Origin of the sequence: Gordonia sp. YY1 (assembly GCF_009872315.1) — a bacterium.
Lineage (GTDB): Bacteria > Actinomycetota > Actinomycetes > Mycobacteriales > Mycobacteriaceae > Gordonia > Gordonia amicalis.
In genome coordinates, this window is record NZ_WXYI01000008.1 from 23,635 (window position 1) to 49,915 (window position 26,281).

The 26,281-nt window shown below is 67.7% G+C and carries 26 protein-coding genes; 7 read left to right on the plus strand and 19 right to left on the minus strand.

All coding sequences use genetic code 11. The features are described from left to right. Positions 1-72: 72 nt before the first annotated feature. The 3 genes from topA to BPODLACK_RS12375 form a co-directional block, all read right to left on the minus strand. The gene (gene topA, locus BPODLACK_RS12365; protein ID WP_159405410.1) at positions 73-3,135 is read right to left on the minus strand and encodes a type I DNA topoisomerase; all 3,063 of its coding nucleotides are present in this window, start codon (positions 3,133-3,135) and stop codon (positions 73-75) included. Between the two features lie 184 nt (positions 3,136-3,319). After that, positions 3,320-3,904 (minus strand): hypothetical protein, encoded by a 585-nt coding sequence (locus BPODLACK_RS12370; RefSeq protein WP_006435074.1) that lies wholly within the window; start codon positions 3,902-3,904, stop codon positions 3,320-3,322. A gap of 158 nt (positions 3,905-4,062) precedes the next feature. Next, the gene (locus BPODLACK_RS12375; protein WP_004022110.1) at positions 4,063-4,266 is read right to left on the minus strand and encodes a cold-shock protein; all 204 of its coding nucleotides are present in this window, start codon (positions 4,264-4,266) and stop codon (positions 4,063-4,065) included. A 335-nt stretch (positions 4,267-4,601) separates the two neighbouring features. On the opposite strand from BPODLACK_RS12375, the gene BPODLACK_RS12380 reads away from it, so the two are divergent. Both BPODLACK_RS12380 and BPODLACK_RS12385 read left to right on the plus strand, forming a co-directional pair. Then, positions 4,602-6,929, plus strand: a complete 2,328-nt coding sequence (locus BPODLACK_RS12380; RefSeq protein ID WP_006435075.1) for a DEAD/DEAH box helicase — start codon at positions 4,602-4,604, stop codon at positions 6,927-6,929. Further along, complete coding sequence (locus tag BPODLACK_RS12385; protein ID WP_006435076.1) at positions 6,922-7,473, plus strand: hypothetical protein; 552 nt, start codon at positions 6,922-6,924, stop codon at positions 7,471-7,473. Before BPODLACK_RS12380 ends, BPODLACK_RS12385 begins: the two co-directional genes overlap by 8 nt. Before the next feature lie 10 nt (positions 7,474-7,483). Here BPODLACK_RS12385 and BPODLACK_RS12390 read toward each other — a convergent pair whose 3' ends face one another. From BPODLACK_RS12390 to BPODLACK_RS12430, 9 genes are all read right to left on the minus strand, one after another. Next, positions 7,484-7,855 (minus strand): Rv3654c family TadE-like protein, encoded by a 372-nt coding sequence (locus tag BPODLACK_RS12390; RefSeq protein ID WP_006435077.1) that lies wholly within the window; start codon positions 7,853-7,855, stop codon positions 7,484-7,486. After that, positions 7,852-8,253 carry a TadE family type IV pilus minor pilin gene (locus BPODLACK_RS12395; protein ID WP_006435078.1) on the minus strand — a complete coding sequence of 134 codons (402 nt, stop codon included), beginning with the start codon at positions 8,251-8,253 and terminating at the stop codon, positions 7,852-7,854. Before BPODLACK_RS12395 ends, BPODLACK_RS12390 begins: the two co-directional genes overlap by 4 nt. Beyond that, complete coding sequence (locus BPODLACK_RS12400) at positions 8,253-8,468, minus strand: DUF4244 domain-containing protein (protein WP_006435079.1); 216 nt, start codon at positions 8,466-8,468, stop codon at positions 8,253-8,255. The genes BPODLACK_RS12395 and BPODLACK_RS12400 overlap by 1 nt, the downstream gene beginning before the upstream one ends. Positions 8,469-8,665: 197 nt before the next feature. Then, positions 8,666-9,040, minus strand: coding sequence for a VOC family protein (locus BPODLACK_RS12405; RefSeq protein WP_006435080.1), 375 nt, complete (start codon positions 9,038-9,040; stop codon positions 8,666-8,668). Positions 9,041-9,166: 126 nt separating this feature from the next. Further along, positions 9,167-9,781 (minus strand): type II secretion system F family protein, encoded by a 615-nt coding sequence (locus BPODLACK_RS12410; protein WP_006435081.1) that lies wholly within the window; start codon positions 9,779-9,781, stop codon positions 9,167-9,169. Then, positions 9,778-10,641, minus strand: a complete 864-nt coding sequence (locus BPODLACK_RS12415) for a type II secretion system F family protein (RefSeq protein WP_159405411.1) — start codon at positions 10,639-10,641, stop codon at positions 9,778-9,780. Before BPODLACK_RS12415 ends, BPODLACK_RS12410 begins: the two co-directional genes overlap by 4 nt. Further along, on the minus strand, positions 10,638-11,876 hold the full coding sequence (locus BPODLACK_RS12420; RefSeq protein WP_159405412.1) for a TadA family conjugal transfer-associated ATPase: 1,239 nt from the start codon (positions 11,874-11,876) through the stop codon (positions 10,638-10,640). Before BPODLACK_RS12420 ends, BPODLACK_RS12415 begins: the two co-directional genes overlap by 4 nt. After that, on the minus strand, positions 11,873-12,931 hold the full coding sequence (gene ssd / locus BPODLACK_RS12425) for a septum site-determining protein Ssd (protein WP_159405413.1): 1,059 nt from the start codon (positions 12,929-12,931) through the stop codon (positions 11,873-11,875). The genes BPODLACK_RS12420 and ssd overlap by 4 nt, the downstream gene beginning before the upstream one ends. Before the next feature lie 1,019 nt (positions 12,932-13,950). After that, a complete protein-coding gene (locus BPODLACK_RS12430) occupies positions 13,951-14,706 on the minus strand; it encodes a hypothetical protein (protein ID WP_006435085.1) in 756 nt (251 codons plus the stop codon). A 417-nt stretch (positions 14,707-15,123) separates the two neighbouring features. Here BPODLACK_RS12430 and acs point away from each other — a divergent pair, with 417 nt between their 5' ends. The 3 genes from acs (at position 15,124) to BPODLACK_RS12445 (ending at position 18,850) form a co-directional block, all read left to right on the plus strand. Beyond that, positions 15,124-17,067 carry an acetate--CoA ligase gene (acs, locus tag BPODLACK_RS12435; RefSeq protein ID WP_006435086.1) on the plus strand — a complete coding sequence of 648 codons (1,944 nt, stop codon included), beginning with the start codon at positions 15,124-15,126 and terminating at the stop codon, positions 17,065-17,067. 178 nt (positions 17,068-17,245) lie between these two features. Next, the gene (locus tag BPODLACK_RS12440) at positions 17,246-17,782 is read left to right on the plus strand and encodes a phage holin family protein (RefSeq protein WP_006435087.1); all 537 of its coding nucleotides are present in this window, start codon (positions 17,246-17,248) and stop codon (positions 17,780-17,782) included. 3 nt (positions 17,783-17,785) lie between these two features. Further along, complete coding sequence (locus BPODLACK_RS12445) at positions 17,786-18,850, plus strand: alpha/beta fold hydrolase (protein ID WP_159405414.1); 1,065 nt, start codon at positions 17,786-17,788, stop codon at positions 18,848-18,850. On the opposite strand, the gene BPODLACK_RS12450 is transcribed toward BPODLACK_RS12445, so the two are convergent. Genes BPODLACK_RS12450 through nth form a run of 4 tightly spaced genes read right to left on the minus strand, consistent with a single transcriptional unit; the run spans position 18,765 to position 22,295 of the window. Next, the gene (locus tag BPODLACK_RS12450; RefSeq protein ID WP_096272883.1) at positions 18,765-19,958 is read right to left on the minus strand and encodes a MarP family serine protease; all 1,194 of its coding nucleotides are present in this window, start codon (positions 19,956-19,958) and stop codon (positions 18,765-18,767) included. The genes BPODLACK_RS12445 and BPODLACK_RS12450 overlap by 86 nt on opposite strands. Continuing rightward, positions 19,958-20,785, minus strand: a complete 828-nt coding sequence (locus BPODLACK_RS12455; RefSeq protein ID WP_096272882.1) for an NUDIX hydrolase — start codon at positions 20,783-20,785, stop codon at positions 19,958-19,960. The genes BPODLACK_RS12450 and BPODLACK_RS12455 overlap by 1 nt, the downstream gene beginning before the upstream one ends. Next, complete coding sequence (locus BPODLACK_RS12460; protein WP_096272880.1) at positions 20,782-21,522, minus strand: TlpA family protein disulfide reductase; 741 nt, start codon at positions 21,520-21,522, stop codon at positions 20,782-20,784. The genes BPODLACK_RS12455 and BPODLACK_RS12460 overlap by 4 nt, the downstream gene beginning before the upstream one ends. Further along, the gene (gene nth, locus BPODLACK_RS12465) at positions 21,519-22,295 is read right to left on the minus strand and encodes an endonuclease III (RefSeq protein WP_191834673.1); all 777 of its coding nucleotides are present in this window, start codon (positions 22,293-22,295) and stop codon (positions 21,519-21,521) included. Before nth ends, BPODLACK_RS12460 begins: the two co-directional genes overlap by 4 nt. A gap of 236 nt (positions 22,296-22,531) precedes the next feature. On the opposite strand from nth, the gene BPODLACK_RS12470 reads away from it, so the two are divergent. Both BPODLACK_RS12470 and BPODLACK_RS12475 read left to right on the plus strand, forming a co-directional pair. Then, a complete protein-coding gene (locus BPODLACK_RS12470; RefSeq protein ID WP_096272875.1) occupies positions 22,532-22,795 on the plus strand; it encodes a hypothetical protein in 264 nt (87 codons plus the stop codon). 227 nt (positions 22,796-23,022) lie between these two features. Beyond that, a complete protein-coding gene (locus BPODLACK_RS12475) occupies positions 23,023-23,697 on the plus strand; it encodes a Crp/Fnr family transcriptional regulator (RefSeq protein WP_005194565.1) in 675 nt (224 codons plus the stop codon). Positions 23,698-23,751: 54 nt separating this feature from the next. Here BPODLACK_RS12475 and BPODLACK_RS12480 read toward each other — a convergent pair whose 3' ends face one another. The 3 genes from BPODLACK_RS12480 to BPODLACK_RS12490 all read right to left on the minus strand — a co-directional run bounded on the left by BPODLACK_RS12480 (position 23,752) and on the right by BPODLACK_RS12490 (position 26,216). Next, complete coding sequence (locus BPODLACK_RS12480) at positions 23,752-24,570, minus strand: MBL fold metallo-hydrolase (RefSeq protein ID WP_006435094.1); 819 nt, start codon at positions 24,568-24,570, stop codon at positions 23,752-23,754. Between the two features lie 76 nt (positions 24,571-24,646). Next, on the minus strand, positions 24,647-25,063 hold the full coding sequence (locus tag BPODLACK_RS12485; protein ID WP_006435095.1) for a DUF2628 domain-containing protein: 417 nt from the start codon (positions 25,061-25,063) through the stop codon (positions 24,647-24,649). 7 nt (positions 25,064-25,070) lie between these two features. After that, positions 25,071-26,216, minus strand: coding sequence for an SPFH domain-containing protein (locus BPODLACK_RS12490; RefSeq protein ID WP_159405415.1), 1,146 nt, complete (start codon positions 26,214-26,216; stop codon positions 25,071-25,073). Positions 26,217-26,281: the final 65 nt, after the last annotated feature.

Here is a 26,281-nt window from a genome sequence, read left to right on the forward strand (position 1 = left end):
CCTCGGGTAGCCCGCCCCGCGCTCCCTGAGACGCCTCGGAGCTTACGGAGGGATGTCACAAGGGGGCCGGCTTCAGTCCTCCGACGGCTCGGCTTTCTTGGCAGCGGTCTTCTTGGCTGTCGTCTTCTTCGCGGCAGCCTTCTTCGCGGTGGTCTTCTTGGCGGTGGTCTTCTTGGCGGCTGTCTTCTTCGCAGCCTTCTTGGCCGGTGCCTTCTTGGCAGCCTTCTTCGCCGCCTTCTTGGCCGGGCCACGGGCACGCCGATCGGCGAGGAGCTCCATCGCACGTTCAGGCGTGATCGAGTCGACCTCGTCGCCCTTGCGCAGGCTGGCGTTGGTCTCGCCGTCGGTCACGTACGGGCCGAAGCGACCGTCCTTGATGACCATCGGCTTGCCGCTGACCTCGTCGTCCTTGCCCAGCTCGCGCAGCGGCGGCGCGGCGGCCTGCCGTCCACGACGCTTGGGCTCGGAGTAGATTTTGAGCGCCTCGTCGAGGGTGATCTCGAAGAGTTGTTCCTCGCTTCCGAGAGACCGCGAATCGGACCCCTTCTTGAGGTACGGCCCATAGCGACCGTTCTGTGCGGTGATCTCGTCACCGGACTCCGGGTCGACGCCGACGACCCGCGGCAGCGACAACAGCTTCAGCGCCTCGTCGAGGGTGACCGTCGAGATGTCCATCGACTTGAACAGCGAACCGGTGCGCGGCTTGGGACCGGCCTTCTTCGCCGCCTTCTTGGCGACCTTCTTCGCTGCCGGTTTGGTCTTCGTGGTGGTGCCGCCGCCCGGGGAGTCCAGCGGGACGACATCGGCGTCGCCGGCATCGCTGCCGCCTGCTCCGGGGGACCCGCCGTCGCGCGGTGTCGGGCCCGCGGGGATGGTGATCGGGGCCTCGCCGTCGTCGTCATCCTCGTCGGACGGCAGGATCTCGGTCACGTAGGGGCCGAAGCGCCCCTCCTTGGCGACGATCTCGTGGCCGGTCACCGGGTCGACGCCCAGTGTGCGACCCTCCTGGGGCGTCGCGAACAGCTTCTCCGCGACGGCCAGGGTCAGCTCGTCGGGGGTGATGTCGGCGGGCAGGTTGGCGCGCTGCAGATCGGGTTCCGCGTCGGCGTCGGTCTTCTTGTTCGCGTTGACGTCGCGCTCGAGATACGGACCGAAGCGGCCGACGCGCACGTAGATCGGACGGCCCTCCTCGTCGTCGAAGAGCCGGATCGAGTTGACCTGTCGTGCGTCGATCTCCTCGAGATTGACGCCGACGAGCTTCTTGAGTCCGCCGTACTGGGCGATGGCCGAGTGCGCGGAGCGTGCTTCGGCGTCACCGGACCGCTCGTCTCCGAAGTAGAACTCCGACAGCCATTTCGTGCGGTTCTCGTTGCCGGTGGCGATCTGGTCGAGGTCGTCCTCGAGGGTCGCGGTGAAGTCGTAGTCGACGAGGCTCTCGAAGTACGCCTCGAGCAACCCGACCACCGCGAAGGCGATCCACGACGGGACGAGGGCGTTGCCCTTCTTCACGACGTAGCCGCGGTCCTGGATGGTGCCGATGATCGAGGCATAGGTCGACGGACGGCCGATGCCCAGCTCTTCGAGCACCTTGACCAGCGACGCCTCGGTGAACCGGGCGGGCGGGTTGGTCGAGTGGCCGTCGGCGGTGAGCTCGATCGCGGTGAGCGACTGTCCCTCGGTCAGCTGCGGCAGCCGGTTCTCGGCGTCGTCGGCCTGGCCGCCGGTCTGCTCGTCGACGGTCTCGACGTAGGCCGACAGGAAGCCGGGGAACGTGATGGTGCGGCCCGACGCGGCGAAGGTCGCACGCTCTCCGGAGGACGCCGTACCCGCGATCCGCAGGCTCAGCGTGGTGCCCTTGGCGTCGGCCATCTGCGAGGCGACGGTGCGCTGCCAGATGAGCTCGTAGAGACGGAACTCGTCGGCCTCGAGCTGTCCGGCGACCTGTCCGGGGGTACGGAAGGTCTCGCCCGCGGGACGGATCGCCTCGTGGGCCTCCTGCGCGTTCTTGACCTTGCGGGTGTACTGACGCGGCGTCGGGTGGACGAAATTGTCGCCGTACAGCTCACGGGCCTGGGCACGGGCGGCGTTGATCGCCGACTCGCTCAGGCTCGTCGAGTCGGTACGCATGTAGGTGATGAAGCCGTTCTCGTACAGTCGCTGCGCGATGCGCATGGTGCGGTCGGAGGTGAACCGCAGCTTGCGGCCGGCCTCCTGCTGCAGCGTCGACGTCATGAACGGCGCATACGGACGACGCGTGTAGGGCTTCTCCTCGACCGACGTCACCGTCATGGCGGCGCCGCGCAGGCCTGCCGCCAGGCTCTCGGCGCGGTCGGCGTCGAGGACGACGACGCCGTCGGACTTCCTCAGCTCACCGGTCGCCTCGAAGTCACGGCCGGTGGCGACGCGCGCCGCGTCGACGTTGACCAGTCGCGCCTTGAACGTCGAAGGGCTGGCATCGGCGCCCGCGTCCATCGTCGCGGAGATGTCCCAGTACTCGGCGGACACGAACGCCATGCGCTCACGTTCACGTTCGACGATGATGCGCGTCGCGACGGACTGCACGCGGCCGGCCGACAGCTTCGGCATGACCTTCTTCCACAGGACCGGCGACACCTCGTAGCCGTAGAGGCGGTCGAGGATGCGGCGGGTCTCCTGGGCGTCGACCAGGTCGATGTCGAGGTCACGGGGATTCTCGGCGGCCGCCCGGATGGCGGGCTCGGTGATCTCGTGGAACACCATCCGCTTGACCGGGATCTTCGGCTTGAGCGTCTCGAGGAGGTGCCAGGCAATGGCCTCCCCCTCACGGTCACCGTCCGTGGCGAGGTAGAGCTCGTCGACGTCCTTCATCAGCGACTTCAGCTCGCTGACGGTGGTCTTCTTGTCCGGCGAGACGACGTACAGCGGTTCGAAGTTGTCGTCGACGTTCACTCCGAGGCGCGCCCAGGGCTGTCCCTTGTACTTGGCGGGCACGTCGGCGGCGCCGCGCGGCAGGTCGCGGATGTGGCCGCGGGACGACTCCACGACGTAGTTGGAGCCGAGGTAACCGGCGATCTTGCGCGCCTTGGTAGGGGACTCGACGATCACGAGTCGTCGGATTCCCCCACTGGAGCGGGATGCAGTGCTGGTCTCGGCCACCGGGGCGTCCTTCGGTTGACTGGGTGGAGAACTTCCTGTGTGTCGATACAGGTGTGTTCGATGGGTTTGTACCTTATGTATAGCGCCGTTTGCACATCTGAATTCCGTGTCGCGTCGTCAGATGTGACCCATACCGCGTTTCCAGCCAGCGTTTTCCCAGTTCAGGGAATTGTCGACGAGATCGCTAATGTATGTCCGCAGGTGGCCAATCCGGCACGGCGGCGGCATTGGGCGGCGGACCCACGTACTCGTGCAGACGGACGAGACGACGGTGCCCGGCGATGCGAAGTGCAGGTGAATGGCCACGGGTACCGACCAGAGTGGGTGCGATTCCGACCCTCATCAGAGCCGTCGCGAGGGCCGCGTGGGTGTCAGGAGCATGCGGGTCCAGGCCGAGCTGGTAGCGACCGGCATCGGAGTGTCCGGAGGCGATCACCCACAATCGCAACGCCCGGTACGACGGGATCCAGCCGGCGGGCATCGCCTTGACCGCCCCGGCCGACCATGCCTCGTGGAGCGCGTCGAGCTCATGACACGACGCGGTGCGAGCCAGCGGAGTGCCCTCGTCCGACGCGGTGACCTCGGCCTCGAGACCGGAGGCCCGCATCTCTTCGACGATCTGCTCCGCGCGCCAGCGATCGCGGACGACGATCGAGACCCGCGTACCGGAATCCGAACGGACGGCCTGACCGTGCGCCGCGAGCAGACCCGCGAGATCGGAGTACGCGGGCTCCTCGGTCTCCGCGGAGAAAAACGACAACTGGCCCACAGATCGAGATTAGGTGGTCGGGGTCTCGGAAACCGGCCTTTCCGGCGGCGGTTCGCGTCAGCGCCCTACCCGGCCCCAGACAACAAACCGCTCCCGCCTCGACTGATCGAGACGGGAGCGGTTGTCGGCAATCTGCGTGTGCAGTTGCGCAGGTGGTCTCAGACCGCGCGAACGCCGGTGGCCTGGGGGCCCTTGGTGCCCTGGCCGACCTCGAACTCCACCCGCTGGTTCTCCTCGAGGGTGCGGAAACCGGATCCCTGGATCTCGGAGTAGTGGACGAACACGTCGTCGGAGCCCTCGTCAGGCGCGATGAAGCCGAAGCCCTTTTCCGCGTTGAACCACTTCACAGTTCCCTGTGCCATGTCTTGCAATCCTTTACATATCAACTGTCGCGACGCGATGGGTCATCACGTCGTGGCCGGTTGACCGCCATACCTCAAAGAGCCCCGCGAAGATCTGCTTCGATCCGCCAAACTAACCTCAGTACCACGGCTGCAACACGCTTGTCGCCCGCCTCGACGGGTTGCGAAAGCTGCGGCCGCACCCAGTCAATCATGTCCGGCCCAGTTGCGATAGTCGCATCAACCAAGATGAGCAAAAACCTCGCCAAACTTCAGCACTACGACATCCGTCGGTAACATCCCGACCTCCCCAGACCTCCCGCGGCGACACCAATTCGAAGAGTTTCCTCCATAAAATGCAGTACTCCACATTCGGGACAGACCTCCTCGCGAGGTCCCTCGCGGGCGCCGACCCCGACCATTCCCCACTCACCCATCTGTCGGTAATCCCGTCGCGCCCTGCGGCTTTCGCCGACTGGCCGGAGTGGGTACCGAAAGCTCTGCTCGACGCCTACACGGAGAACGGCATCGAACGTGTCTGGACTCATCAGGCCCGAGCCGCCGACGAAGCATTTCGTGGAAATCACGTTGCCATTTGCACCGGCACCGCATCGGGTAAATCGCTGTCTTACCAAATGCCGATTCTTTCGACTCTGCTGAATGACAGGAATTCGACAGCGCTATATCTGGCTCCGACGAAAGCACTGGGCGCGGACCAGATCCGGGCGGTGTCGTCGGTCATCGCCGGACGGCCCGAGTTCGGGCACCTGCAGCCCTGCGCCTACGACGGGGACACCGACCCCGAGATCCGGCAGTGGGCGCGCGTGCACTCACGCTGGATCTTCACCAACCCCGACATGCTGCACATCGGCATCCTCTCCCATCACGCCCGGTGGCGTCAGTTCTTCCGGAATCTCCGTTTCATCGTCGTCGACGAATGCCATCACTACCGTGGCGTCTTCGGCTCGCACACCGCGCTCGTGATGCGACGGCTCCTCCGGATCGCCCGCGCGGCCGGCGCCGATCCGACGGTGATCGGCGCCAGCGCGACGGTCGCACAACCCGCGGAGGCGTTGGGCCGCTTGATCGGTGAGCCCGCTGTCGCCGTGACCGAGGACAGTTCGCCCCGCGGTGAGCGCACCGTCGCATTGTGGGAACCCGACTTCCTGCCGGTGGTCACCGGCGAGAACGGTGCACCGGTTCGACGCTCCGCGGGTGCCGAATCTGCCCGCCTGCTGGCCGATTTCGTCATCGAGGGAGCGCGGACACTGTGTTTCGCACGCAGCCGGCGCGGCGTCGAACTCACCGCGCTGTCGGCGCGGAACCTGTTGTCGCAGAGTGCACCCGAACTCGAATCGAGGGTCGGGGCCTACCGGGCAGGCTATCTCGCCGACGACCGGCGCAAGCTCGAGAAGGCGATCTCCGACGGTGACCTCCTCGGTGTCGCGACCACCAACGCACTCGAATTGGGTGTCGACATCAGCGGATTGGACGCGGTGATCGTCAGCGGCTACCCGGGCACGGTCGCGTCGTTCTGGCAACAGGCGGGTCGTGCCGGGCGGCAACGCGAGTCCGGGGATTCGCTGGTGGTGCTGGTCGCCCGCGACGATCCACTCGACACCTACCTCGTGCACCATCCCGACTCACTTCTCGGCAAGCCGGTCGAGGCCACCGTCACCGATCCGGCCAACCCGTACATCCTCGGGCCGCACCTGCTATGTGCCGCCGCGGAGAAGCCATTGTCGGAGACCGAGATCGACGCGTGGGACGCTCGGCCGGTGGCCGAGGAGCTGGCGGCCGAAGGACTGCTGCGCAAACGCAAGTCGGGCTGGTACGTCGCCGCCGGCGTCGAACCGCACGCCGAGATCGACATCCGGGGCGGCATCGGCGGGCAGGTCCTGATCGTCGACACCACGACCTCGCAGGTCCTGGGCACCGTCGACACCGGACGAGCGATGTCGACGGTGCATCCCGGGGCGGTGCACATCCATCAGGGCGAGACATACCTCGTCGACGAACTCGACCTCGACGACGGTCTGGCCCTGGCCCATCCGGAGGACCCCGACTGGACCACGTCGGCGCGCGAGACCACCGACATCTCGATCACCTCGACCCTGGAGAGCCGACGGTTCGGTCCGTTGACCGTTGCCTTCGTGGAGGTCGACGTCACGCATCAGGTGGTCGGGTACCTCCGTACGCTGCGGACCGGTGAGGTGCTCGACGCCGTCGAGCTCGACATGCCCGAGCAGACCCTGCACACCCGGGCGGTCATGTACACACTCACGCCGGAGGTGCTGGCCGAGGCCGGGATCGACGAGACACGACTCCCCGGCTCGCTGCATGCGGCCGAGCACGCCGCCATCGGCCTGCTCCCACTCGTGGCGACATGCGACCGCTGGGACATCGGCGGCGTGTCCACCGACCTCCATCCCGACACCGGATTGCCGACCGTCTTCGTCTACGACGGGTACATGGGTGGGGCGGGCTTTGCCGAGCGGGGGCACTCCGCCTTCCTCACCTGGATCAACGCCACCCGGGACGCGGTCGCGAGCTGCGGATGCGAGAGCGGATGCCCGTCGTGTGTGCAGAGCCCCAAGTGTGGCAATGGTAATGATCCGCTGGACAAAGATGGCGCAGTAGCCGTCCTCGACCTGTTGTCTCGGCAATACTTGGCTCATGCATGACGAGGCATCCGACCGGGGGATCGGAATGAGGCGGCTGGTTACCCGGCCGTCGCGCGCCTTCTTCCTGCTGGCGCGTCCAATCCAGAACACCGACAACCTGCCGTCCTCGATCGGTGAAAGCGATGTGTTCTTCTCCGAGGAGGCGGCACTCGACGCCCTCGACCTTCACTACGGGTGGTGCGCGGCCCGCTCCGGTGGCTTCACCCCTGTGGTGACCACCGCCCAGTGGTATCTGCAGACCGCGATGATCGGCCCGCGGATCACGCCCTCACTCGGCGAGGTGTATCTCGCCTCCTCCGACGCCCAGTCAGGTGAAACCTGGGCGTCCGCAGGCGGGTTCCTGACCGAGGGTGAACTGATCCACTGGTCGTCATTCGTCCGGGCAGTGCGGCCGTGGATCCCCGTGAACACCGGGACCGATGCCTTCGAGCTCGCCTACCGCGGCGACACCGATGTGCACTTCCACCAATTATGGTTCGCCCCCATGCAATCGGTGCGGGTCTATCCGAAGCGGATTGTCGTAGACGAGGACAGTCGGAGCTAGCCCCAGGCTGCTAGCCGACCGGTCCGGCCCGCGCGGAAGCACCGGCCGATCGCATCCCGAACCTGCCCAGATCGACCGGGACACGGACCGACACCAGTACGTCCTCGCCGTCGATGCGGCACGAGACCACCTCGGCTGGCGGACGTTGCGTTGCAGCCAGTGTGCGGGCAGCGGCGCACGGGTCGGACTCCCCCGCGACGTGATCAGCAGCAGCCGCCAGAGCGGACAGGTCAGCGGCCGCCTGGGCGCGGTGACGGGCGAGCACGGCGGCACCGACGTAGATCACCATGATCAGAACCGCTGCTAGAGCGGCGATCGCGAACGCGCCCAGCACCGTCGCATTGCCCTGGTCGTCGGACGCCACCCCGCCGACGGCTCTCATGGTTCGACGCCCGGTGCGAAGACCACCTGATCCTCCCCCCGCGGTTCCTTCGCGGCGACGGCCTGCGCCGACACCACCAGCCCGGGCAGCAACGCCACGGAGGTGCGCACCCGAGCGACGACCCGCTCACCCTGGACCGAAACTGCCACCACCGCTCCCTCCCCCGCCATGCGCTTCGCGACCTGACCCGCCGAATCGTCGCCTGCCGCAGTCAACCGTGCTGCCTCGCGCGCGGCGTCGGTGCACCGGATCTGAGCCGTCACGCCACCGATCGCACCGACGGCCAGCAGCACCGCGACCACGAGCGCGGCGATCGCGTACGCCGCCTCGACGGTCGCCATCCCGGACTCGTCCCGACCGATTCGAACCAGACGAATCCTCGACTCACGCAGGCGCATCAGCCCACCGAGGTGTTGAGCGCCTTCCCGATGATGCCGGTCAACGCACTGACGATGTTGTCGCCGGTGATCACCGTGTAAAGGATCGCTCCGAACGCCGCTGCAGCGATCGTTCCGATGGCGTATTCCGCCGTGGACATGCCGTCCTCGTCGGTGATGAGGCGCGTGGCGTGCGCACCGGCACGGTCGAAGATCCGAGAAAGATTGTGGTTCATGAGTTCTCCTGTCGAGTCGGGCGGCCATCCGGCCCTGCACCTACTTGGACGCATCAGACGTCCAATCGGATCCACCGATTTCCGACTCCCGCAAACCCACCACGAATGGAGCGACTCACGACCCCTGGGGGGTGGTGGATCTGCCGGAGAATGGTGGGTTTGCTCGACGGCGGAACGCATCTCGCCCGAACGGACGATCAGGCCGACGACCAGACACCCAGCTCGTTGCCGCTCGGGTCGGTGAAGTGGAAACGGCGGCCGCCCGGAAAGTCGTACGGACCGTTGACGATTTCGCCACCCGCCGCACGCACCTTCTCCAACGTGGCGTCGAGGTCCTCGGAATACAGAAGAACCAGCGGGCCGCCTCGGGCGGGCGCCGAATCGCCGAGCGCGAGACCACCTACCTCAGGCGAACCGGCCCCGCCCGGTCCGACGATTCCCGCGTAACCGGGGCCGTAATCGTTGAAGTCCCAGCCGAATGCATCGCCGTAGAACCTGCGCGCCGCCGTCATGTCGGTGACCGTCAGCTCGACGTAGTCGATCGCGTGATGTCGATGTCCGTTGTCCGCCATGACCCCAGTGTGCTCGCGGGCACCGACAGATGTGAGCGCTCTTCAGCAAACCCACCACAGATGGAGATATCCACCCCCGTCGGAGGTAGAGGATCTGCCGAAAAATGGTGGGTTTGCTCGACGACGTCAGAGCGCGCCCAGCACCGTCGACGCCAGACCCACCACCACCGGCACGATCCCGAGACAGATGAACGCCGGCAGGAAGCACAATCCGAGCGGGCCGCTGATCGCGACGCCCGCTCGTTCCGCCGCGGCCAGAGCATCGTCGTGCGCGCGGCGTCGAACGTCGTCGGCCAGTTCCGCGAGTCCGCCCGCCAGCGACGAACCGGCTCGAGCCGATCGCCTGGCCAGGGCGGCGAGGGCTTCGAGATGGTCGTCACCCGAGGCCTTCGCGGCGGGATCGGCGTCGAGCAACGCCGACCATGCCGCGTCCGGATCGGCGCCGAGCTGGAGGAGGTCGGCGACGCGCGTGAGCGGCCGGGCGAGCGACGGCGGGGCACGACCGGCGACGACGGCGGCCGCGACTCCCACCGGCAGACCGGCGCGCAGGCATACGGCGAAGAGGTCGAGGGCGGACGCCACGGCGAAGGGGTCCTCGCGCGGCGGACCGGCACCCAGCCATCGTGGGGAGCGGTCGGGGCCCGGCGGTGGGTCGATGACGCGGTACAGCCTCCAGCGTGGTCCGGGCCAGATCATCAGCCCTGCAGCCAGCGACGCCACTGCTACTGCCACTGCGGTCACCGAGCCAGCACCTTTCCGGTGATCCGTTCGGACCAGGCGACCCCGGCCGCGGCCAAGACCGTCCCGACCACCAGCAGGATGCCGCCGAGACCACCGCCGAGGAGCACCTGGATCGGACCCGCGCCGGTCGCCTGACCCAATGCGATCCCGAGCAGGGGCAGCCCGGCCAGCACCATGGCGGTCGCGCGGGGTCCCGACAAACCCGCACGTGTGCGGTCGGCGAATCCCCGGCGTGACCGCAGGTCGGATCGCAACGCGGCCAGCATGTCGACCATCGGCAGGCCGTACTGTTCCGCGGTCTGCCAGGCGACTCCGATCCGACGCCACGACGCAGCCCCCGAACCGACCGCCGAACCCGGCGTCGTTTCCGGCCCCGGCTCCCCTCCCTCGATCGCCGACCCGCCGAGCGACGCGCGAGACGCCATCGCCTCGAGCCCGTCGGCGATCTCCGAACAGCCACGAGGGTCGCCGACCGTGCGGCGGCGCAGTTCGGCGACGGCGACCTCGCAGGCGTGGACCGGGGGTGCTCCGACGGAGAGCTCCGAGATCATCAGAGACAGCGCCAGCAGCAGATCGTCGAGTTGACGATCGAACTTCTTCTCCGCCAGCCGGCGTCGTCGAATCCACACCACGACGGCCACCACGATCGCAGCCGCGACCGCGGCCGGTAACCCACCGACCACCAGGACCGCGGCCGGTGCACCCACGGTGAGCAGCACCGCCGGGTTCGACGACCGGGCGCCGCGGGATCGCCCGACGACCACCCGCAGGCGCCGACCAGCGGGCGGTGGTGACCACAGCAGGACACCGAACCCGAGGGCGGCCAGCAGCGGGGTCAGCGGTGGAATCGACGACATCATGCCGACAGCCGCCGCGGCGCGGACTCGTCCCCGAGCTCGTGGTTGTTGTCGTCGTCGAGTCGGCGATGACTCGCGAGCATCGCGTCGAAGAGGTACCGATGATCGGTGAAACCGCTGTCGCGCAACCAGATCGGAACAATGTCGATCCGTCCGTCAGGGGCTCGCTGTACGATGCCGATCTCGACCAGCCCGCGCGACCCGTCGGACCTGCGCGAGACGCCGAGCACCATCTGCAGGGCTGCCCCCAACTGGCTGTGCAGCGCGTCCCGGCCCATCCCACCCAGTGCGGCAAGCGCTTCCATCCGCGCGGGTACCTCGGAGGTCGAGTTCGCGTGCACCGTACCGGCGCTGCCGTCGTGTCCGGTGTTGAGTGCGGTGAGCAGGTCGATGACCTCGCCGCCGCGCACCTCCCCCACGACGATCCGGTCGGGCCGCATCCGGAGCGCCTGCCGGACGAGTGCCCGCACCGGAACCTCACCCACCCCCTCGACATTCGCCGCGCGCGCCACCAGCCGCACCACTTGAGGGTGCCGAGGCGCGAGTTCGAGGGCGTCCTCGACACACACGACGCGCTCGCGGGGATCCATCGCGCCGATCAAGGCGTTGAGCAGCGTCGTCTTACCGGATCCGGTACCGCCGATGACCAGAAACGAGAAGCGGTGACGCAAGATCTCCCCGATCATCCCGACCACCTCCGCCGGGATCGTGCCGCTGTCGATCAGACTCGGCAGGTCCTTCGATGCCGACCGCAACACCCTCAGCGAGATACATGTCCCGTCGGCGGCGAGCGGCGGGATGATCGCGTGTAGACGGACCGTGTATCCGCGGCGGCCGACATTCGACAACTGCCCGTCGACCCACGGTTGGGCGTCGTCGAGGCGACGGCCGGCGCTCAACGCGAGACGCCCCGCCAGACGGCGGACCGATGCCTCGTCGGGAAAACGGATCGTCGTCGTCTCGAGTCCGCGTCCACGGTCGACCCACACGTCGTCGGGTCCGGCGACGAGGATGTCCGCGATGTCGGGTTCAGCGAGGAGGGCCTCGAGTTTGCCTGCGCCGGTGAGTTCGGTCTGGAGGAAGCGGAGTGCCGCGAGCAGGTCGGTGTCGCCGAGTACGCCGCCGGCCTCCGCGCGTATCGCCTCGGCGATGACCGCGGGACTCGGGTCGGCGGCGTCTGCGGCCAGGCGAGACCGGACGCGTTCGAGCAGGTCGTCGTCGGTGCGTTCCGGTGTCACGCCGCCCTCCCCTGCCCGGCGACCCTCAGGTGGACGGCACGGGCGGCACGACCGAGTGGGCTGCGGGGTCGAACGCGCAGCGGTCCGCCCTCGAGTCGGACCGGAAGACGCGGGTCCGGCCGGAATGCAGCGATCAGCGGCACACCGATCGCGTCGGCGACCTGGGCGGGGCGTAACCCGCCCAGCGACGGACCTCGGATCACCAGTTCGACGGAGACCTCGTCACCGATGAGACGGCCGACGACACGCCGCGCCGCGGCGCAACCACCGACCGAGGGCGCCGAGACCAGCACGACGAGATCCGCCGACGCGATCGCCGTGCGGACGACGGGGGTATCGGCGCGAGGAAGATCGAGCACTACCAGATCTCCATGGGTCTGACCTGCGTCGATGACCGCGGCAACCGCGTCCGCTCCCGGTCCGTGGGTCGGGAGACGCTCGGAGGTCAACACCGCGAGACCGCTCTCCGCACGTGGGAGGGCGTGGTGCAATGCCGTTCCACCGACGACCCCGCCGTCTAGGGTGAGGTCCTGCCAGCGCAGTCCCGGACGCTGCTCGATCCCGAGCAGGAGGTCCGCGCCCGGCGCGACCTCGTCGAGATCGAGCAGCAGGGTGGGGGCTCCCCGCCCGACGCTGGTGAGAGCCACCGCGGCGGCCAGCGTCGACGCACCTGCACCGCCGTGCGCGCCGATGACCGCCACGACACCGGCAGGCCGGCGTCGTGGCACGCGCACTTCCGTCAACGCCCTGACCAGGCGACTCTCGTCGGACGGCAACGCGGCCGCGTCAGAGGCGCCGAGGTCCATCGCCAGCCGCCAGGTGTCAGTGTGCGGCTCGTCGGCGCTCACCAGGATCAGTCCGTCGCGACGCGGCGGATGAATGAGGGAGAGGACCGCGATCGCGGCCGGATCGGCAACCACCGCCCGGGTGGTGAGCCACTCCCGGCGACAGTCGTCGGCCCGACCGAACACTGTTCGGTAACCGGCGGCCGCCGCGCAGCGCGCGACGTCGTCGTGCAGGTCCGGGTCGACGAGAACGAGCAGGTCATCGGGCATGCGTCGATGATGACGCGGAGAAGGCACCGTCAGCCGGCGTCGGCTGCACCTGTGGAGATACCGAGCATGCTGTGGATCGAATCCACAGCGTCACAGACGGGCGGGGTACAACTGATCTCGGGCTGCCGACCCCAAGATAGAAGACAACCCCGGCCAGGGGGGGAGGAGGCCGGGGTTGTCGCGTTTCAGCCCCGGGGGGTCGGGCTGAAAGGCGCCGGTATCAGAACCGGGTACCGACGACTATACACACGGATTCGGATTCTTTGCAAGTACAACAATCCCATTTCGCAAATGTCCGTTCTGCTCGGTCGGGCCCCGCGATGGCAATACAGGCCACGGCTACGATCGCATTTCCCCAAGGAAGATTGCAGTCGGTGAATTGCGGACGCACCACGACGCCGACTGGCGTCGCGAGCGGCCTCCGCAGCCCTGATGGTCATGACGAACCAGCCCCCCGCCGGCAGGTCGAGGACTCCCGCACGACGCGCTGCCCGAACACGCACAGAGCGTCGAGTGCGGCCATCGGAGCTCCGAATGCGCTGCCCCGCAGCGCTTCCTGCCGATCCGGAGAGGTCGATCAACATTTGGACACCGATCACTTGATGTGACCGCGATCACGGTGTACAACAGTGGTACGGAAGTTCGGAAGGCCAAGCCCGATCCGGAAGAGAAGGACCGAGCCCCCACGCCGAGCACTTCCCAGCACGGGCGGCAAGTACCCACGCGGAGCACGCCGCATAGAGGCAAAAGCGTTGTGCGCCTGCGAAATCGCGACCAGGAGAAACGATCGCCACACTTGATGCGCCACAGCTTTCCCCCGACGGTAGACAGCCCGGGGAGAACGGCCCTGAGATGGCAGCACGTGGACGGTTCGGGCGGCCTGACTCGCGTTCCCTCGCCGAGGCGGTGACCACAACCCACCAAGCACGCTTGGTAACTTGAGTCCGTGCTACGCGGGCGGCAACCTCGTCGGTAACGACAGGGAGGCCGCCCGCAGTGCTGTCCGGGATCGGAACGGATTACCCCGCCCGGGCCGCATCTGCAATCGACTTCGCCTCCGCCGCACCGGCTTCGAGCGCCTCGCAGCAGAACACGAGCCAGTCCCGCAGTCCGTCCGGACTGCCTGAGGCGAACGCCGCGGACAGCGACCGATACTCCGCCACCCGCTTGAACCAGGTGACCTCCGGGACGCCCAGACAGTGGGGGTCGAGTCCGGTCGCCGCACCGACCAGCCTCGACGCGGCACGTGCGACCACGCCGTTGGCCGTGGGGAACGGCTCGAGCCCGAGAAGCTCGCCGTGCACCACCGCGGTGAGCACCGGCGCCGGCACAGATGTCGCACCGGTTATCAACTGCCCCAACAGGTCGAGACGTTCTGCAACATCCGTCTCAGCGCGCGGTCGGCCGAGCTGATCGGGATCCTCGACCAGGTCAGCCGCCGCCAGAGTGTGTAGCCGCGCAAGCGCCTGAGCAGGGGCGCGTCGGACCACGCCGGTCAGGATCTCGAGGGATTCCCCGTCGAGCGCCTGGGACACACGCATCGCGCCGGCGAGAATCGGATCGTCGAAGTCCCCGTCGCGTCGGAGTTCGACACTTCCCCCGTCGATCGCGGCCGACGAACGACCGGCGCGCCACGACGCCTCGGTGGCCGTCTTGTCCCATCCACGCAGGTTGGCGGGGTGCCGGTGGACCGCGGACAACGCGTCACGCGCCCGGTCGGCCGCATCGGCCACACCAGGAAGGTCCAGTAGCGGAGCCAGAGGATCGTTGGTCACGCCCCGACGATAGTTGCGCGAACACATCGCCTGTTCCCGGGACCCGGTTCCGGAGTCCCGAGGCCATGACGCTCGGCCCGCGACGGAAGTGGTTCAACCGACCGACAAAACCGAAACCACATCGAGTGGCCGCGCCGAACCATCAGCGCGCCTATTGTTAGTGACGGTTTCGGACAATTGTCCTAACCCATTCCCGTGGGCGGTCCTCACGGGCCACACCGACGCTTCTGCACAATCACGGCGACCGCTCATCGCGGCGGAGCCGCCGCTCATCGCGAATCGATCACGCTCGGCGGAGCACCGGTACCCGGTTGCAACGTGACGTGACTACGCTCACACCAGCGATCCGTCATCCCGCCGGGTCACCTTTTACTGTGGGTTGACCCGCCGTCGAGAAGCGAAAGGCTCATTTCACCGATGTCTTCCACCACCGTCCAGGCGTACCCGCCGTCCGAGGAGTTCGCCGCGCAGGCCAATGCCTCCGCCGAGATCTACGCCCGTGCAGACGCCGACCGACTCGAGTTCTGGGCGGAACAGGCACGCCGTCTCGATTGGGCCACCGACTTCACCGACACCCTCGACTGGTCGAACGCCCCGTTCGCCAAGTGGTTCGTCGGCGGCAAGCTCAACGTCTCGGTCAACTGCGTTGACCGGCACGTCGCCGCAGGCAAGGGCGATCGTGTCGCCATCCACTGGGTCGGCGAACCCGGCGACACCCGCGACCTCACCTACAGCCAGCTGCTGGCCGAGGTCAGCAAGGCCGCGAACTACTTCGCCTCGATCGGCCTGGAGGCCGGCGACCGCGTCGCCATCTACATGCCGATGGTCCCCGAGGCCCTGGTCTCGATGCTCGCGTGCGCGCGTCTCGGACTCACCCACTCGGTGGTGTTCGCCGGCTTCTCGTCGGGCGCGTTGCGCTCCCGCGTCGACGACGCCGAAGCCAAGCTCGTCATCACCACCGACGGCCAGTACCGCCGCGGCGAGCCCGCTCCCCTCAAGACCCATGTCGACGAGGCGCTGGGCACCGGCGTCGACGCCGCGAAGTCGGTCGAGAAGGTCCTCGTCGTCCGTCGCACGGACCACGACCCCGACCTGAACTGGGTCGAGGGCCGCGACGTGTGGTGGGAGGACACCGTCGAGCAGCAGTCCGACGTCCACGAGCCGGAGGCGTTCGACTCCGAGCATCCGCTGTTCCTGCTCTACACCTCGGGCACCACCGGCAAGCCCAAGGGCATCGTCCACTCCTCCGGCGGCTACCTGACCCAGGTCAGCTACACCTTCCACTACGTCTTCGACCACAAGGAAAGCCGGGACGTCTTCTGGTGTGGCGCCGACATCGGCTGGGTGACCGGCCACTCGTACCTCGTCTACGGCCCGCTCTCCAACGGCGCCACCGAGGTCGTCTACGAGGGCACCCCCAACTCCCCCAACGAGCACCGCCACTTCGAGATCATCGAGAAGTACGGCGTCACCATCTACTACATCGCCCCGACCCTGATCCGCACGTTCATGAAGTGGGGCCAGCAGATCCCCGAAGCCCACGATCTGTCGTCGATCCGCCTCCTCGGTAGCGTCGGCGAGCCGATCAATCCCGAGGCGTGGAAGTGGTTCCGCGAGGTCATCGGGGGCGGCAAGGCACCGATCGTCGACACCTGGTGGCAGACCGAGACCGGCGCGATCATGATCTCGCCGCTGCCCGGTGTGACCGAGACCAAGCCCGGCTCGGCGATGAAACCGCTGCCCGGCATCAGCGCGAACATCGTCGACGACGCGGGCAAGCCCGTCAGTGCAGGCGAACAGGGTTACCTCGTCCTCGATCAGCCGTGGCCGTCGATGCTGCGCGGCATCTGGGGCGACGAGGAGCGTTTCCGCGAGACCTACTGGTCCCGATTCGCCGAGCAGGGCTGGTACTTCGCCGGTGACGGTGCCCGCTACGACGAGGACCACGCCCTCTGGGTCCTCGGCCGCGTGGACGACGTGATGAACGTGTCCGGCCACCGCATCTCGACCGCAGAGGTCGAGTCGGCCCTCGTCGGCCACTCCGGCGTGGCGGAGGCCGCGGTCATCGGCGCCGCCGACGAGACCACCGGTCAGGGCATCGTCGCCTTCGTCATCCTCCGGGAGGGCGTCGAGAACACCGGCGACGAGCTGATCGCCGAACTGCGCCAGCAGGTGTCGGTGGAGATCTCCCCGATCGCCAAGCCGCGCGAGATCAACGTCGTGCCGGAGCTGCCCAAGACGCGGTCGGGCAAGATCATGCGGCGCCTGCTCAAGGACGTCGCCGAGGGCCGCGAGCTCGGCGACACCTCGACGCTCGTCGATCCTGCGGTCTTCGAGGCGATCCGGGCGAAGAGGGCCTGATCCTTCGAGACGCTCGCTCCCGGAGGGAACGGACAGCGTCGATGCGCCACCGGTGAACGCCTCACCGGTGGCGCATCGCGCGTTCCGGGCCACTTCATCGACGCCTCGCCGGGTGGGCCGCCACCTCGTGAGCCCACGCATGGCAACATATGGCATCAGCCGAACAACGGAGGATTCTGTGAGCCCCAACGAGCACGGCCTGCCCGAAGCGGGCCGGGACTCCGTCCCGTCGATCCCCCGGGACTCCGTCCCCTCGATCCCACTGTCCGATGCGAACGCCGGCCCGAACGGTGAGCCGAGTATCGGGAGCCTGGTCAAGGACGCCACCGCGAGTGTCTCGACGCTGTTCCGGTCCGAAGTCGCCCTGGCCAAGGCGGAACTCGTCGGTGAGGCCAAGAAGGCGGGCGCGGGAACGGGTCTGCTGATCGTCGCCGGCGTGATGGCGCTGTACTCCAGCTTCTTCTTCTTTTTCTTCCTGGCCGAACTGCTCGACGAGTTCGTGTGGCGCTGGCTGGCGTTCCTCATCGTCTTCCTGATCCTGGTCGTGGTCACCTGCGTCGCAACCCTCGTCGGGTACATCTTCTTCAAGAAGGTCCGTGGCCCGAAGAAGACGATGGAGTCCGTCAACGAGCTTTCCTCCGTGCTGCCCAACCGCGGCTCCGACCATTCGCAGGCCCCGGCGCATCCGAGGATTCCTCCCGCCCGCGAGGGCTGAGCATTGAGCGAGGCACCTGACCCCTCGAGCGTTCGTCTGCCCGGCGACTGGGAGCACCTCGACGTCCGCGCCAACGGTGTCCGGTTCCACGCAGTCGAACCGGCTGGGCTCCCCACCGGCGACCGGCCGCTCATACTGCTGCTGCACGGCTTCGGCGAGTTCTGGTGGAGCTGGCGACATCAGCTGAGAGCACTCGGCGCGGCCGGCTTCCGGGCCGTCGCAGTCGACCTGCGCGGCTATGGCGACACCGACAAGCCACCGCGCGGCTACGACGGCTGGACCCTGGCCGGCGACACCAACGGTCTCGTCCGAGCTCTCGGACACACCAGTGCGACCCTTATCGGGCACTCCGACGGCGGCCTGGTCTGCTGGGCGACAGCGACCCTGCATCCCCGCGTCGTCGACCGGATCGTCGTCCTCGCCTCGCCTCACCCGCGGGCACTGCGCCGGCGCGCGCTACGTGACCGGGCACAGCGATCACAATTCCTGAAGCCCTTCCTGCGCAACCAGATCCCGCGCCTCGGTGAGCGGCAGGTCACGCGGGACGACGCGGCGTTCATCGCCGACTACTTCGCAAAGCGGTCGTCGCCGGCCTGGCGCGCCGAACCCGACTACGCGCAGACGGTCGAACTGAACCGGTCGGCGATGCTGATCCCGTATGTCGCGCATTGCAGTCTGGAGTACCGGCGCTGGGCGTTCCGCTCCCAGTTCCGGCCCGACGGAATGCGTTTCATGGAGCTCATGGACCAGCGGCTGCATCTGCCGGTACTCGCGCTACGCGGCCGCGACGACCCGTACATACTGAACGACGCCATGGCCGACGGCCATCGGTGGGCGGCGCACCAGACCTACCGGCAGCTCGAGGGCAGCGGACACTTCGTGCACCAGGAACAGCCCGCGGCGGTGACCGAGGCGATCCTCGACTTCCTCCGTACGAAACCGGAAGCGACCAACGACGTCGCCGCGAAGAAAGCCCGGCGGATCAGGCCAGCACGCACCTCTTGGTACTCACCCGATCGCTTCGCCGCTCGGATTCGTCGAAGTCGGCACGCACCTGACGGGCGGTGAGCACGAAGCCGGTCTCGTCGGCCGCGTTCTCCGCCGCACCGAACACGACGCCGAGCACCTCACCGTCTGAGTTCAGCAACGGCCCACCGGAATTGCCCTGCCGGATCGAACCGCGGACCGCATAGACCTCACGCGTGACCTGGCCGGTCCGGTAGATGTCGTCACCGGTGTGCATGAACGCCGACCGCACCCGCAGCGGACTGATGTAGAACGGGCCGGCCTCCGGGAAGCCGAGCGCGATGGCGTCGTCGCCGGTCGATGCGGGCCGTGAGGCGAACTTCAGGGCGGGGGCCCGCAGGCCCGGGACATCGAGGACGGCGATGTCGTTGTCGCTGTCGAAGAGGACGGCCTTCGCGGGCAACCGGGCCCCGGTCGAGGTCTCCACCTCCAGACGCTCGGTCCCGGCCACGACGTGGGCATTGGTCATCACACGCTCGGGTGAGACGACGAAGCCGCTGCCCTCGAGGGCCTGACGGCAACTGGGTGCGACACCTTCGATCTTGACGACGCTCGGCCTTGCCTGGCGGACCACAGGTAGGCCGGCCAGTGCCGGGTCAGGAGGGTCGACGTTGGTCGACGGCGAGCTCACGAACGGGAACTTGGGCAGCCCCGAACTGTCGAGGAGGGCCTTGAAATCGCCGGGCAGATCGTTGACCCACTGCGGCGACAGCACCTCGACGCCGGTCAGGATCTTGGAGTCGCGCACCGCGCCGGCGATCGCCGGGTCGGCGGAACCGCGCAAGGGGATCGCGAGCAATCCCGCCGCGAGGAGAACGGCCACCACCTGGAGTATCGAACCGACGCCGCTGTCGATGGCCCGCAGCCCAGGCGACCGGATGCCGCCACGTGCGGCGCGACCCAGCACCGTGCCGGCCACCTCACCGATGACCACCAGCACGACGAGGACGAGGATCCCGACGAGTACACGAACCTGCAGGTCGTCGAACCGCTCGATCAGATGTGGGGCCAGCAACAACCCGGCCACCGCACCCAGCGCAACGCCGATGAACGCCAGCGCTGAGGCGACGGCACCGGATCGGTAACCGCTGATCGCCGCGAGGAGCGCGATGACGATGACGATGACATCGACCCAGGTGGAGCCCGTCATCAGCCCGCACCCGGTTCGCCATGGGTGTCCGGGTCGACCATCCCGCGCGGATGGACGGCGCTGAATCCCGATTCCTGACGGTTGCCGGCGCGTTCGATCATCTCGTCGAGCGGCCGGATGTCGTTCTTGTCCCAGGGCCTGTCCCACCCGGATGCCTCGCTGATGGCCGCGATGAGTCCGCCGGTGAAACCCCAGACCAGCAGACCGTCGACGAAGAAGGCCGGCCCCTGATAGAGGCGACCACCCATCACCGAGCGACGCACCTGGAAGCGGTTCTCGGGTGCGAGGAGCTCACGCAGGTTGATGCGGTCGACGCGGGCGGTCTCGCCCGGGTCGACGACGCGGACCTCACTCGGCTCGTGCCACCAGCCGATGACCGGCACCACGTCGAAGCCCGACGGTGGAACCGGAAAGGTCGGCAGGCTGGCCAGGATGTGCACGCCCGATGCATCGAGTCCCGTCTCCTCGCGGGCCTCGCGCAGTGCGGTGCCGACCGGGAAGTCGTCACCCGGATCGGCGGCACCACCGGGGAACGCGACCTGCCCGCTGTGCTGACGAAGCGTCGACGCGCGTTCGGTCAGCAGCACCTCGGCGTCGGCCGGAACGCCGCCGGGATGGTCGTCGGCGGCCTCCCAGGAACCGGAGAACAGCACGAGGACCGCAGCCGCGCGACGATCACGGATGAACAACTGGGCCCATCGCGTGCGGTCCCCACCACGATTGTTGACGCTCTCGGAGACGGCGGCGACGTCGCTGGTCAGCGGATGCAACCACGGCGGGATCTCGTCGTGATGGACGAGCGGGCCGACGTGCGGGTGATCGTTCATACCGTCACGTCCAGGTACTCCTCGACCGCGTCGGCGATCTCCTGCGGACTGTCGAACACCCCGGGATACACCTTGGCGATCGAGCCGTCGGGACGCAGGAAGACGGTCGACGGGAAGACTCGCGGCGCGGTGATGGCGGCGGCCACCCGGCCGTCGGGATCGAGCACGGACGGCAAGCGAACTCCGATCTCGGTGAGCAGTGTCAGCGGGAAGAACGGGTTGGTCCCGCCCTCCTTGGCATGGAGTGCCAGCACCGTGACGCGGTCGCCGGCGCGGGCCGCGAATTCCTCGAAGTAGGGCAACTCGGTCTTGCAGGGTCCGCACCATTGCGCCCACACGTTGATGACGAGGGGCTTGCCCGCGGTGGCTGCGCCGATGTCGTACGGCGCGCCGGTCCCCAGACACGGTTCGACGATCCCGGCCAGGACCGAACCCGGGCTCTCCGGCAGTCCGGTGACCGGGCAGTCGGCGAGCGCCGCGTCGGTGCGTGCCTTCGCCACGCGCGCCTCGTCGACCGGCGCGTCCAAGGGCCGGACACCGCTGACCGACGGCGGTGCGCCGGTGGTCGGCGACGGGGCCTCACCGCGGGGCCAGATCGCGACGATGAGCGCGACCATCACGATGACGAAGACGAGGGTCCAGCGCGCTGCGGCCGGGAAGCGGGAGGCCGGTGGCATGAGGCTCGGAGAGGAATCGGCGGGCTGAGGAGTCGCCGGTGCGGGGGTGTTGTCGTTCACGGCGCGGCGAGTCCCGCCAGTCGGAGCAGGTGGTCGGTCTCCGGACCCTTGACCAGCGCGGCGGCCTCGGCCTTGTCCATCGGACCCGTGCCCACCGCGGGGCAGTCCTTGGCGAGGATGCACACGCCACAGGCCGGTTTGCGGGCATGGCACACACGACGGCCGTGGAAGATCACGCGGTGTGACAGGTCGGTCCACTCCCTGCGCTCGATCAGCTCGCCGACGGCGTGCTCGACCTTCACCGGGTCCTCTTCCTCGGTCCACTGCCAGCGCCGGACGAGTCGACCGAAGTGCGTGTCGACGGTGATGCCGGGGATCCCGAACGCATTGCCCAGGACGACGTTGGCCGTCTTGCGGCCGAAGCCGGGTAGCGACACCAGGTCCTTCAGGTTGTTGGGGACCTCGCCGTCGTAGCGCTCGACGAGGGCCTGGCCGAGTCCGATGATCGCATTCGCCTTGTTCCGGTAGAAGCCGGTGGAGCGGATCATCTCCTCGAGTTCGGTGCGGTCGGCCTCGGCGTAGTCGCGGGCGGTGCGGTACTTCGCGAACAGCGCCGGGGTGGTCTGGTTGACCCGCACGTCGGTGCACTGCGCCGACAGGATCGTGGCCACCGACAGCTCGAGTGGGTTGGTGAAGTCGAGTTCGCAGTAGACGTGCGGAAACGCGATCTTGAGGGTGCGGTTCATCCGTCGCGCGCGTCGGACCAACCCGAGGGGGGTCTCCTGCTTGCGTGCCGGGGCCTGACCCACCGACGCAGCCTTCCGTGCGCTCACGTGATTCAGGTTAGCGATGTGCTGGGCGAACTCCGCTCATCACGGCCCACGACGGTCGCGCCGAACCGTGGGTCCGGCAGCATCACCCCAGGTCAGGGACCTCATCACGGCGCCGGTGTGAGCTACGTGGCTCGACGGGCCGGGATGAGGGACACAACCTACGGTCAGGTAACAAGTCAGTGACGTCGTCCCATCCGATGAGGATTCTGCGCGGCCGATTGTGTTTACTTGTCCCCATGCATGGTCTCGCAGCACTGCTGTTCCCGGCGGTACTCATGCTCTTCGCCATGGGCATGGACAAGGTGCAGGCCCGGATCGACCGCGTGTCCGTCTCCAACGACGACGTCGACGAATTCATCGACCGCACGGGGTCCCAGAACGCCGGTAAGCCGCCTCGCGATCCCGCACCCGCCGCACTCCACGAACTTCGGCCCCACCGCTTCCCCGGCCACGAACCGGCGACCGCCGATCACGCCGCCTCGCCAAAGCGAGCCAGCTGATCCACCGCCCCCCACTCGCCGTCCGGTCCGCCCGGACGCGTCCTTTGCGGTGTTCTCCGGCCGATCGCGGCCGCTGATCGCCGAACCCGGGCATCTCGTCGGTCAGACACACACTCATTGCACCGTCAGTGACCCATTCAACACATATGCTCGTGCGCGGGGTAGCGTATCCAAGGGCGCGATCTCACAACGTGGCTGTAGCAAAGATTTCGAGAAAGGTTCCCTAGGTGGAAGAAGTACTGGCGCGGGCAGGCATATTTCAGGGCGTCGAGCCCTCTGCCGTCGCGGCGCTGACCAAGCAGCTTCAGCCCGTGGATTTCCCTCGTGGACACGTGATCTTCCATGAAGGCGAGCCCGGTGACCGGCTCTACATCATCATGTCCGGCAAGGTGAAGGTCGGCCGACGTTCACCCGACGGCCGAGAGAACCTGCTGACGATCATGGGACCGTCGGACATGTTCGGTGAGCTCTCCATCTTCGACCCGGGCCCCCGTACCTCGTCGGCGACGACGGTGACCGAGGTCCGCGCGGTGTCGATGGACCGTGACGCCCTGCGCGCGTGGATCAAGGATCGTCCCGAGATCGCCGAGCAGCTGCTCCGCGTGCTGGCCCGTCGTCTGCGCCGCACCAACAACAACCTCGCCGACCTGATCTTCACCGACGTGCCCGGTCGCGTCGCGAAGCAGCTCCTGCAGCTCGCGCAGCGTTTCGGCACCCAGGAGGGCGGCGCCCTGCGCGTCACCCATGACCTGACCCAGGAAGAGATCGCCCAGCTGGTCGGCGCCTCGCGCGAGACCGTGAACAAGGCACTCGCCGACTTCGCCCAGCGCGGCTGGCTGCGCCTCGAGGGCAAGAGCGTCCTGATCGCCGACTCCGAGCGCCTGGCGCGTCGCGCACGCTGACGAACCACAAGAGCCGCTCGTTCCTTCGGGAGCGAGCGGCTCTTGCTTTCGGCCTCAGGCCTCGCGCAGGTACTCCAGCTGCGCCTTCACCGACATCCGCGCCGCCGGCCACAGCTTCTTGTCGACGTCGGAGTAGACGCGGCGCACGACCTTCATCGGCTTGGCCTCGTGCGGAGAGACGCCCATGGCGTCGAGGGCGGCGACGATCTGATCGATCCGCTCCTCGCGATGAGTCTTGTAGAACCGGGCGACCGGCACGAGATCCGGATGGTCGGGGCCATGTGCCGGAAGCAGCGCCGCGCCTTCACCTTCGACGATGAGCCGGTTCAGCGAGTTGAGATAGTCCCGCAGCCCGCCGTCGCTTGGGTCGAGCACGGTCGTGCCGCTGCCCAGGATGGTGTCGCCGGTGAGCACCGCACGCCGGTCCTCGTGCTCGACGAGGAAACTCACCGAGTCCCCGGTGTGTCCGGGCGTGTGCAGCACCGTGATCCGCAGGCCGGCGACCTCGATGACCTCGCGGTCGCGCAGGGGATCGGCATTCCGGCAGAACTTCTCCAGACGGGCGCGCACGGGTGCACCCGTCCGCTTGTGCAGACGGGCCACACCGCCGGTGTGGTCGAAGTGCCGGTGCGTGATCAGGGTGAGCGCGACGGGGAGCTCCGCAAGACGTCGGGCATGGTGCTTGTACTTCGGTGGACCGGGATCGACGACGACGCACTCGTCACTGCCCGGTGCGCGCAACACGTAGGTGTTGGTCCCGTCGAGCTCCATCATCCCGGAGTTGTCGCACAGCAGGACCGACGCGAAGGGGGTTACCTCTCGGAGCACCCCGTAGGCGGGGTGGACGGCGGCGTCATCGTTCGGGGTGCTCATGGTGTCCGAGCCTATCGACTGACGACGGCCCCGGTCACCCGGCTCGGCCATCCGGCCACCGTGAGCCGATCCCGACTCAGCCCTTGCTGCGAGTCGTGCCCTCGAAGATGTTCCACGAACGGTTGTCATTCCGGACATGCAGGTACCACGCGTAGTTCGCGGTCGTCGCGTACAGCGCACCGACACCACACGCGATGGCCATGTCGAAGCTGCTCGGGACGTTCAGGGCCAGGAGCAGCGCATTGAAGACCAGCGTCAGCCCGAACAGCATCAGGCCTTTGCGCCACATGCCCTTAACCGCGAAGTAGATCGGCCCGAAGAAGAACGCCAGTGGATTGAAGGTGATGCGCACCCGTTGCCCGAAGGGCAAGTGTTTCATCGCCTCTCGGGACGGCGGATCCGCCGGCGGGCCGTAGGCGTCGAAGAAGGCGAATCGGCTGTGCCAGCTCGGCGGTACGGCGTGGTCACGGAGGGGCTGTTCGGAGAAGGTCATCTGTTCCTCAGACCCCACTGACCGGGGTGCCGTTCACGGACTGGTCCGACGCCTCGTCGAGCACGGTCGGCGCGACCTGATCCTGCAGACTGCGCAGGAGCGCGGCGCCCTGGGTGATGACGCCGGTCATGATCTCGTTGACGCCCTCGGCGCCGTTGTACACCGTGAGGTTGGCGGTGCTGAGCCCCTTGGCGACTTCACCCACGAGGGTCGGCAGCGCCTCGATGAGCTGCTGGTCGAGCGCGATCCGGTTGTGCTGCGCGGCGGCGGCCGACTGGATCTCCACGGCCTTCGCCTCGGCCTCGGCCTCGGCGATGATCGCGCGGCGACGCGCCTCGGCCTCGGCCGGCTTCACGACCTCCGAGATCAGTTCCTGCTCACGCAGTTCGGCCTGCGCCTGCGCCAGCACCGACTGCTCGCGGATGACTTCCTGGTTGACCCTCGCCTGGGCGAGCGGGCCGGCCTGGGCGGCCTCGGCGTTGGCCTTGTCGGTCTCGGCCTTGATGGCCGCGCGCTTGATCGCGGTCTCCCGCTCGTAGTCGGCCTGGTTGCGCAGGGACTCCTGCTGCGCCTTCGCCGATTCCTGGTCGGCCCGAGCACGTTCCACAGCGGCCTCGCGCTGCACCTTCGCGATGTTCGGTGCGGCAAGCGCGTTGATGTAGCCGGAGTCCATGTCGTCGATCGACTGGATCTGGAACGAGTCGACCACCAGGCCGATCGATCCCATCTCCCTCTTCGAGGCCTCGAGCACCTGCCGGGCGAGGGTGTCGCGTTCGCGGATGATCTGCTCCACCGTCATGGAACCGACGATCGATCGGAGATGGCCGGAGAAGATCTGTCCGGTCAGCTGATTCATCTCGTTCTCCTGCTCGGAGATGAATCGCTGGCCGGCGTTGACGATCGACACGACGTCGTTGCCGACCTTGTGCGCGATCACTGCGCGGACGTTGAGCTGGATGCCCTGCGTGGTCACGCAGACCTCACGGATCGAGGCCTCGTGCAATGCCATCGACAGGAACCGGACCTTGCGGAAGAAGGGCATCACCCATTTGCCGTGGCCGACGATCACGACGAACGGTGCGTCGCCCTCATGGGCCTTCGCACCCGAGATGAGCATCGCCTCGTCGGGTTCCGGGACGTAGTAACCGAGCATGCTCTTCTCCTCGCGTCAGGTGCGTCTTGCATTGTTTCGTGTCGTCACATCAAGGTTGCCGATCG

Coding starts and splice junctions, on each gene's coding strand:
- BPODLACK_RS12375 (WP_004022110.1), bottom strand. CDS start 4,266: ATGGCACAGGGAACTGTGAAGTGGTTCAACGCGGAAAAGGGCTTCGGC.
- BPODLACK_RS12380 (WP_006435075.1), top strand. CDS start 4,602: ATGCAGTACTCCACATTCGGGACAGACCTCCTCGCGAGGTCCCTCGCG.
- BPODLACK_RS12385 (WP_006435076.1), top strand. CDS start 6,922: ATGCATGACGAGGCATCCGACCGGGGGATCGGAATGAGGCGGCTGGTT.
- BPODLACK_RS12390 (WP_006435077.1), bottom strand. CDS start 7,855: ATGAGAGCCGTCGGCGGGGTGGCGTCCGACGACCAGGGCAATGCGACG.
- BPODLACK_RS12395 (WP_006435078.1), bottom strand. CDS start 8,253: ATGCGCCTGCGTGAGTCGAGGATTCGTCTGGTTCGAATCGGTCGGGAC.
- BPODLACK_RS12400 (WP_006435079.1), bottom strand. CDS start 8,468: ATGAACCACAATCTTTCTCGGATCTTCGACCGTGCCGGTGCGCACGCC.
- BPODLACK_RS12405 (WP_006435080.1), bottom strand. CDS start 9,040: ATGGCGGACAACGGACATCGACATCACGCGATCGACTACGTCGAGCTG.
- BPODLACK_RS12415 (WP_159405411.1), bottom strand. CDS start 10,641: ATGATGTCGTCGATTCCACCGCTGACCCCGCTGCTGGCCGCCCTCGGG.
- ssd (WP_159405413.1), bottom strand. CDS start 12,931: ATGCCCGATGACCTGCTCGTTCTCGTCGACCCGGACCTGCACGACGAC.
- acs (WP_006435086.1), top strand. CDS start 15,124: ATGTCTTCCACCACCGTCCAGGCGTACCCGCCGTCCGAGGAGTTCGCC.
- BPODLACK_RS12450 (WP_096272883.1), bottom strand. CDS start 19,958: ATGACGGGCTCCACCTGGGTCGATGTCATCGTCATCGTCATCGCGCTC.
- BPODLACK_RS12455 (WP_096272882.1), bottom strand. CDS start 20,785: ATGAACGATCACCCGCACGTCGGCCCGCTCGTCCATCACGACGAGATC.
- BPODLACK_RS12470 (WP_096272875.1), top strand. CDS start 22,532: ATGCATGGTCTCGCAGCACTGCTGTTCCCGGCGGTACTCATGCTCTTC.
- BPODLACK_RS12480 (WP_006435094.1), bottom strand. CDS start 24,570: ATGAGCACCCCGAACGATGACGCCGCCGTCCACCCCGCCTACGGGGTG.
- BPODLACK_RS12485 (WP_006435095.1), bottom strand. CDS start 25,063: ATGACCTTCTCCGAACAGCCCCTCCGTGACCACGCCGTACCGCCGAGC.
- BPODLACK_RS12490 (WP_159405415.1), bottom strand. CDS start 26,216: ATGCTCGGTTACTACGTCCCGGAACCCGACGAGGCGATGCTCATCTCG.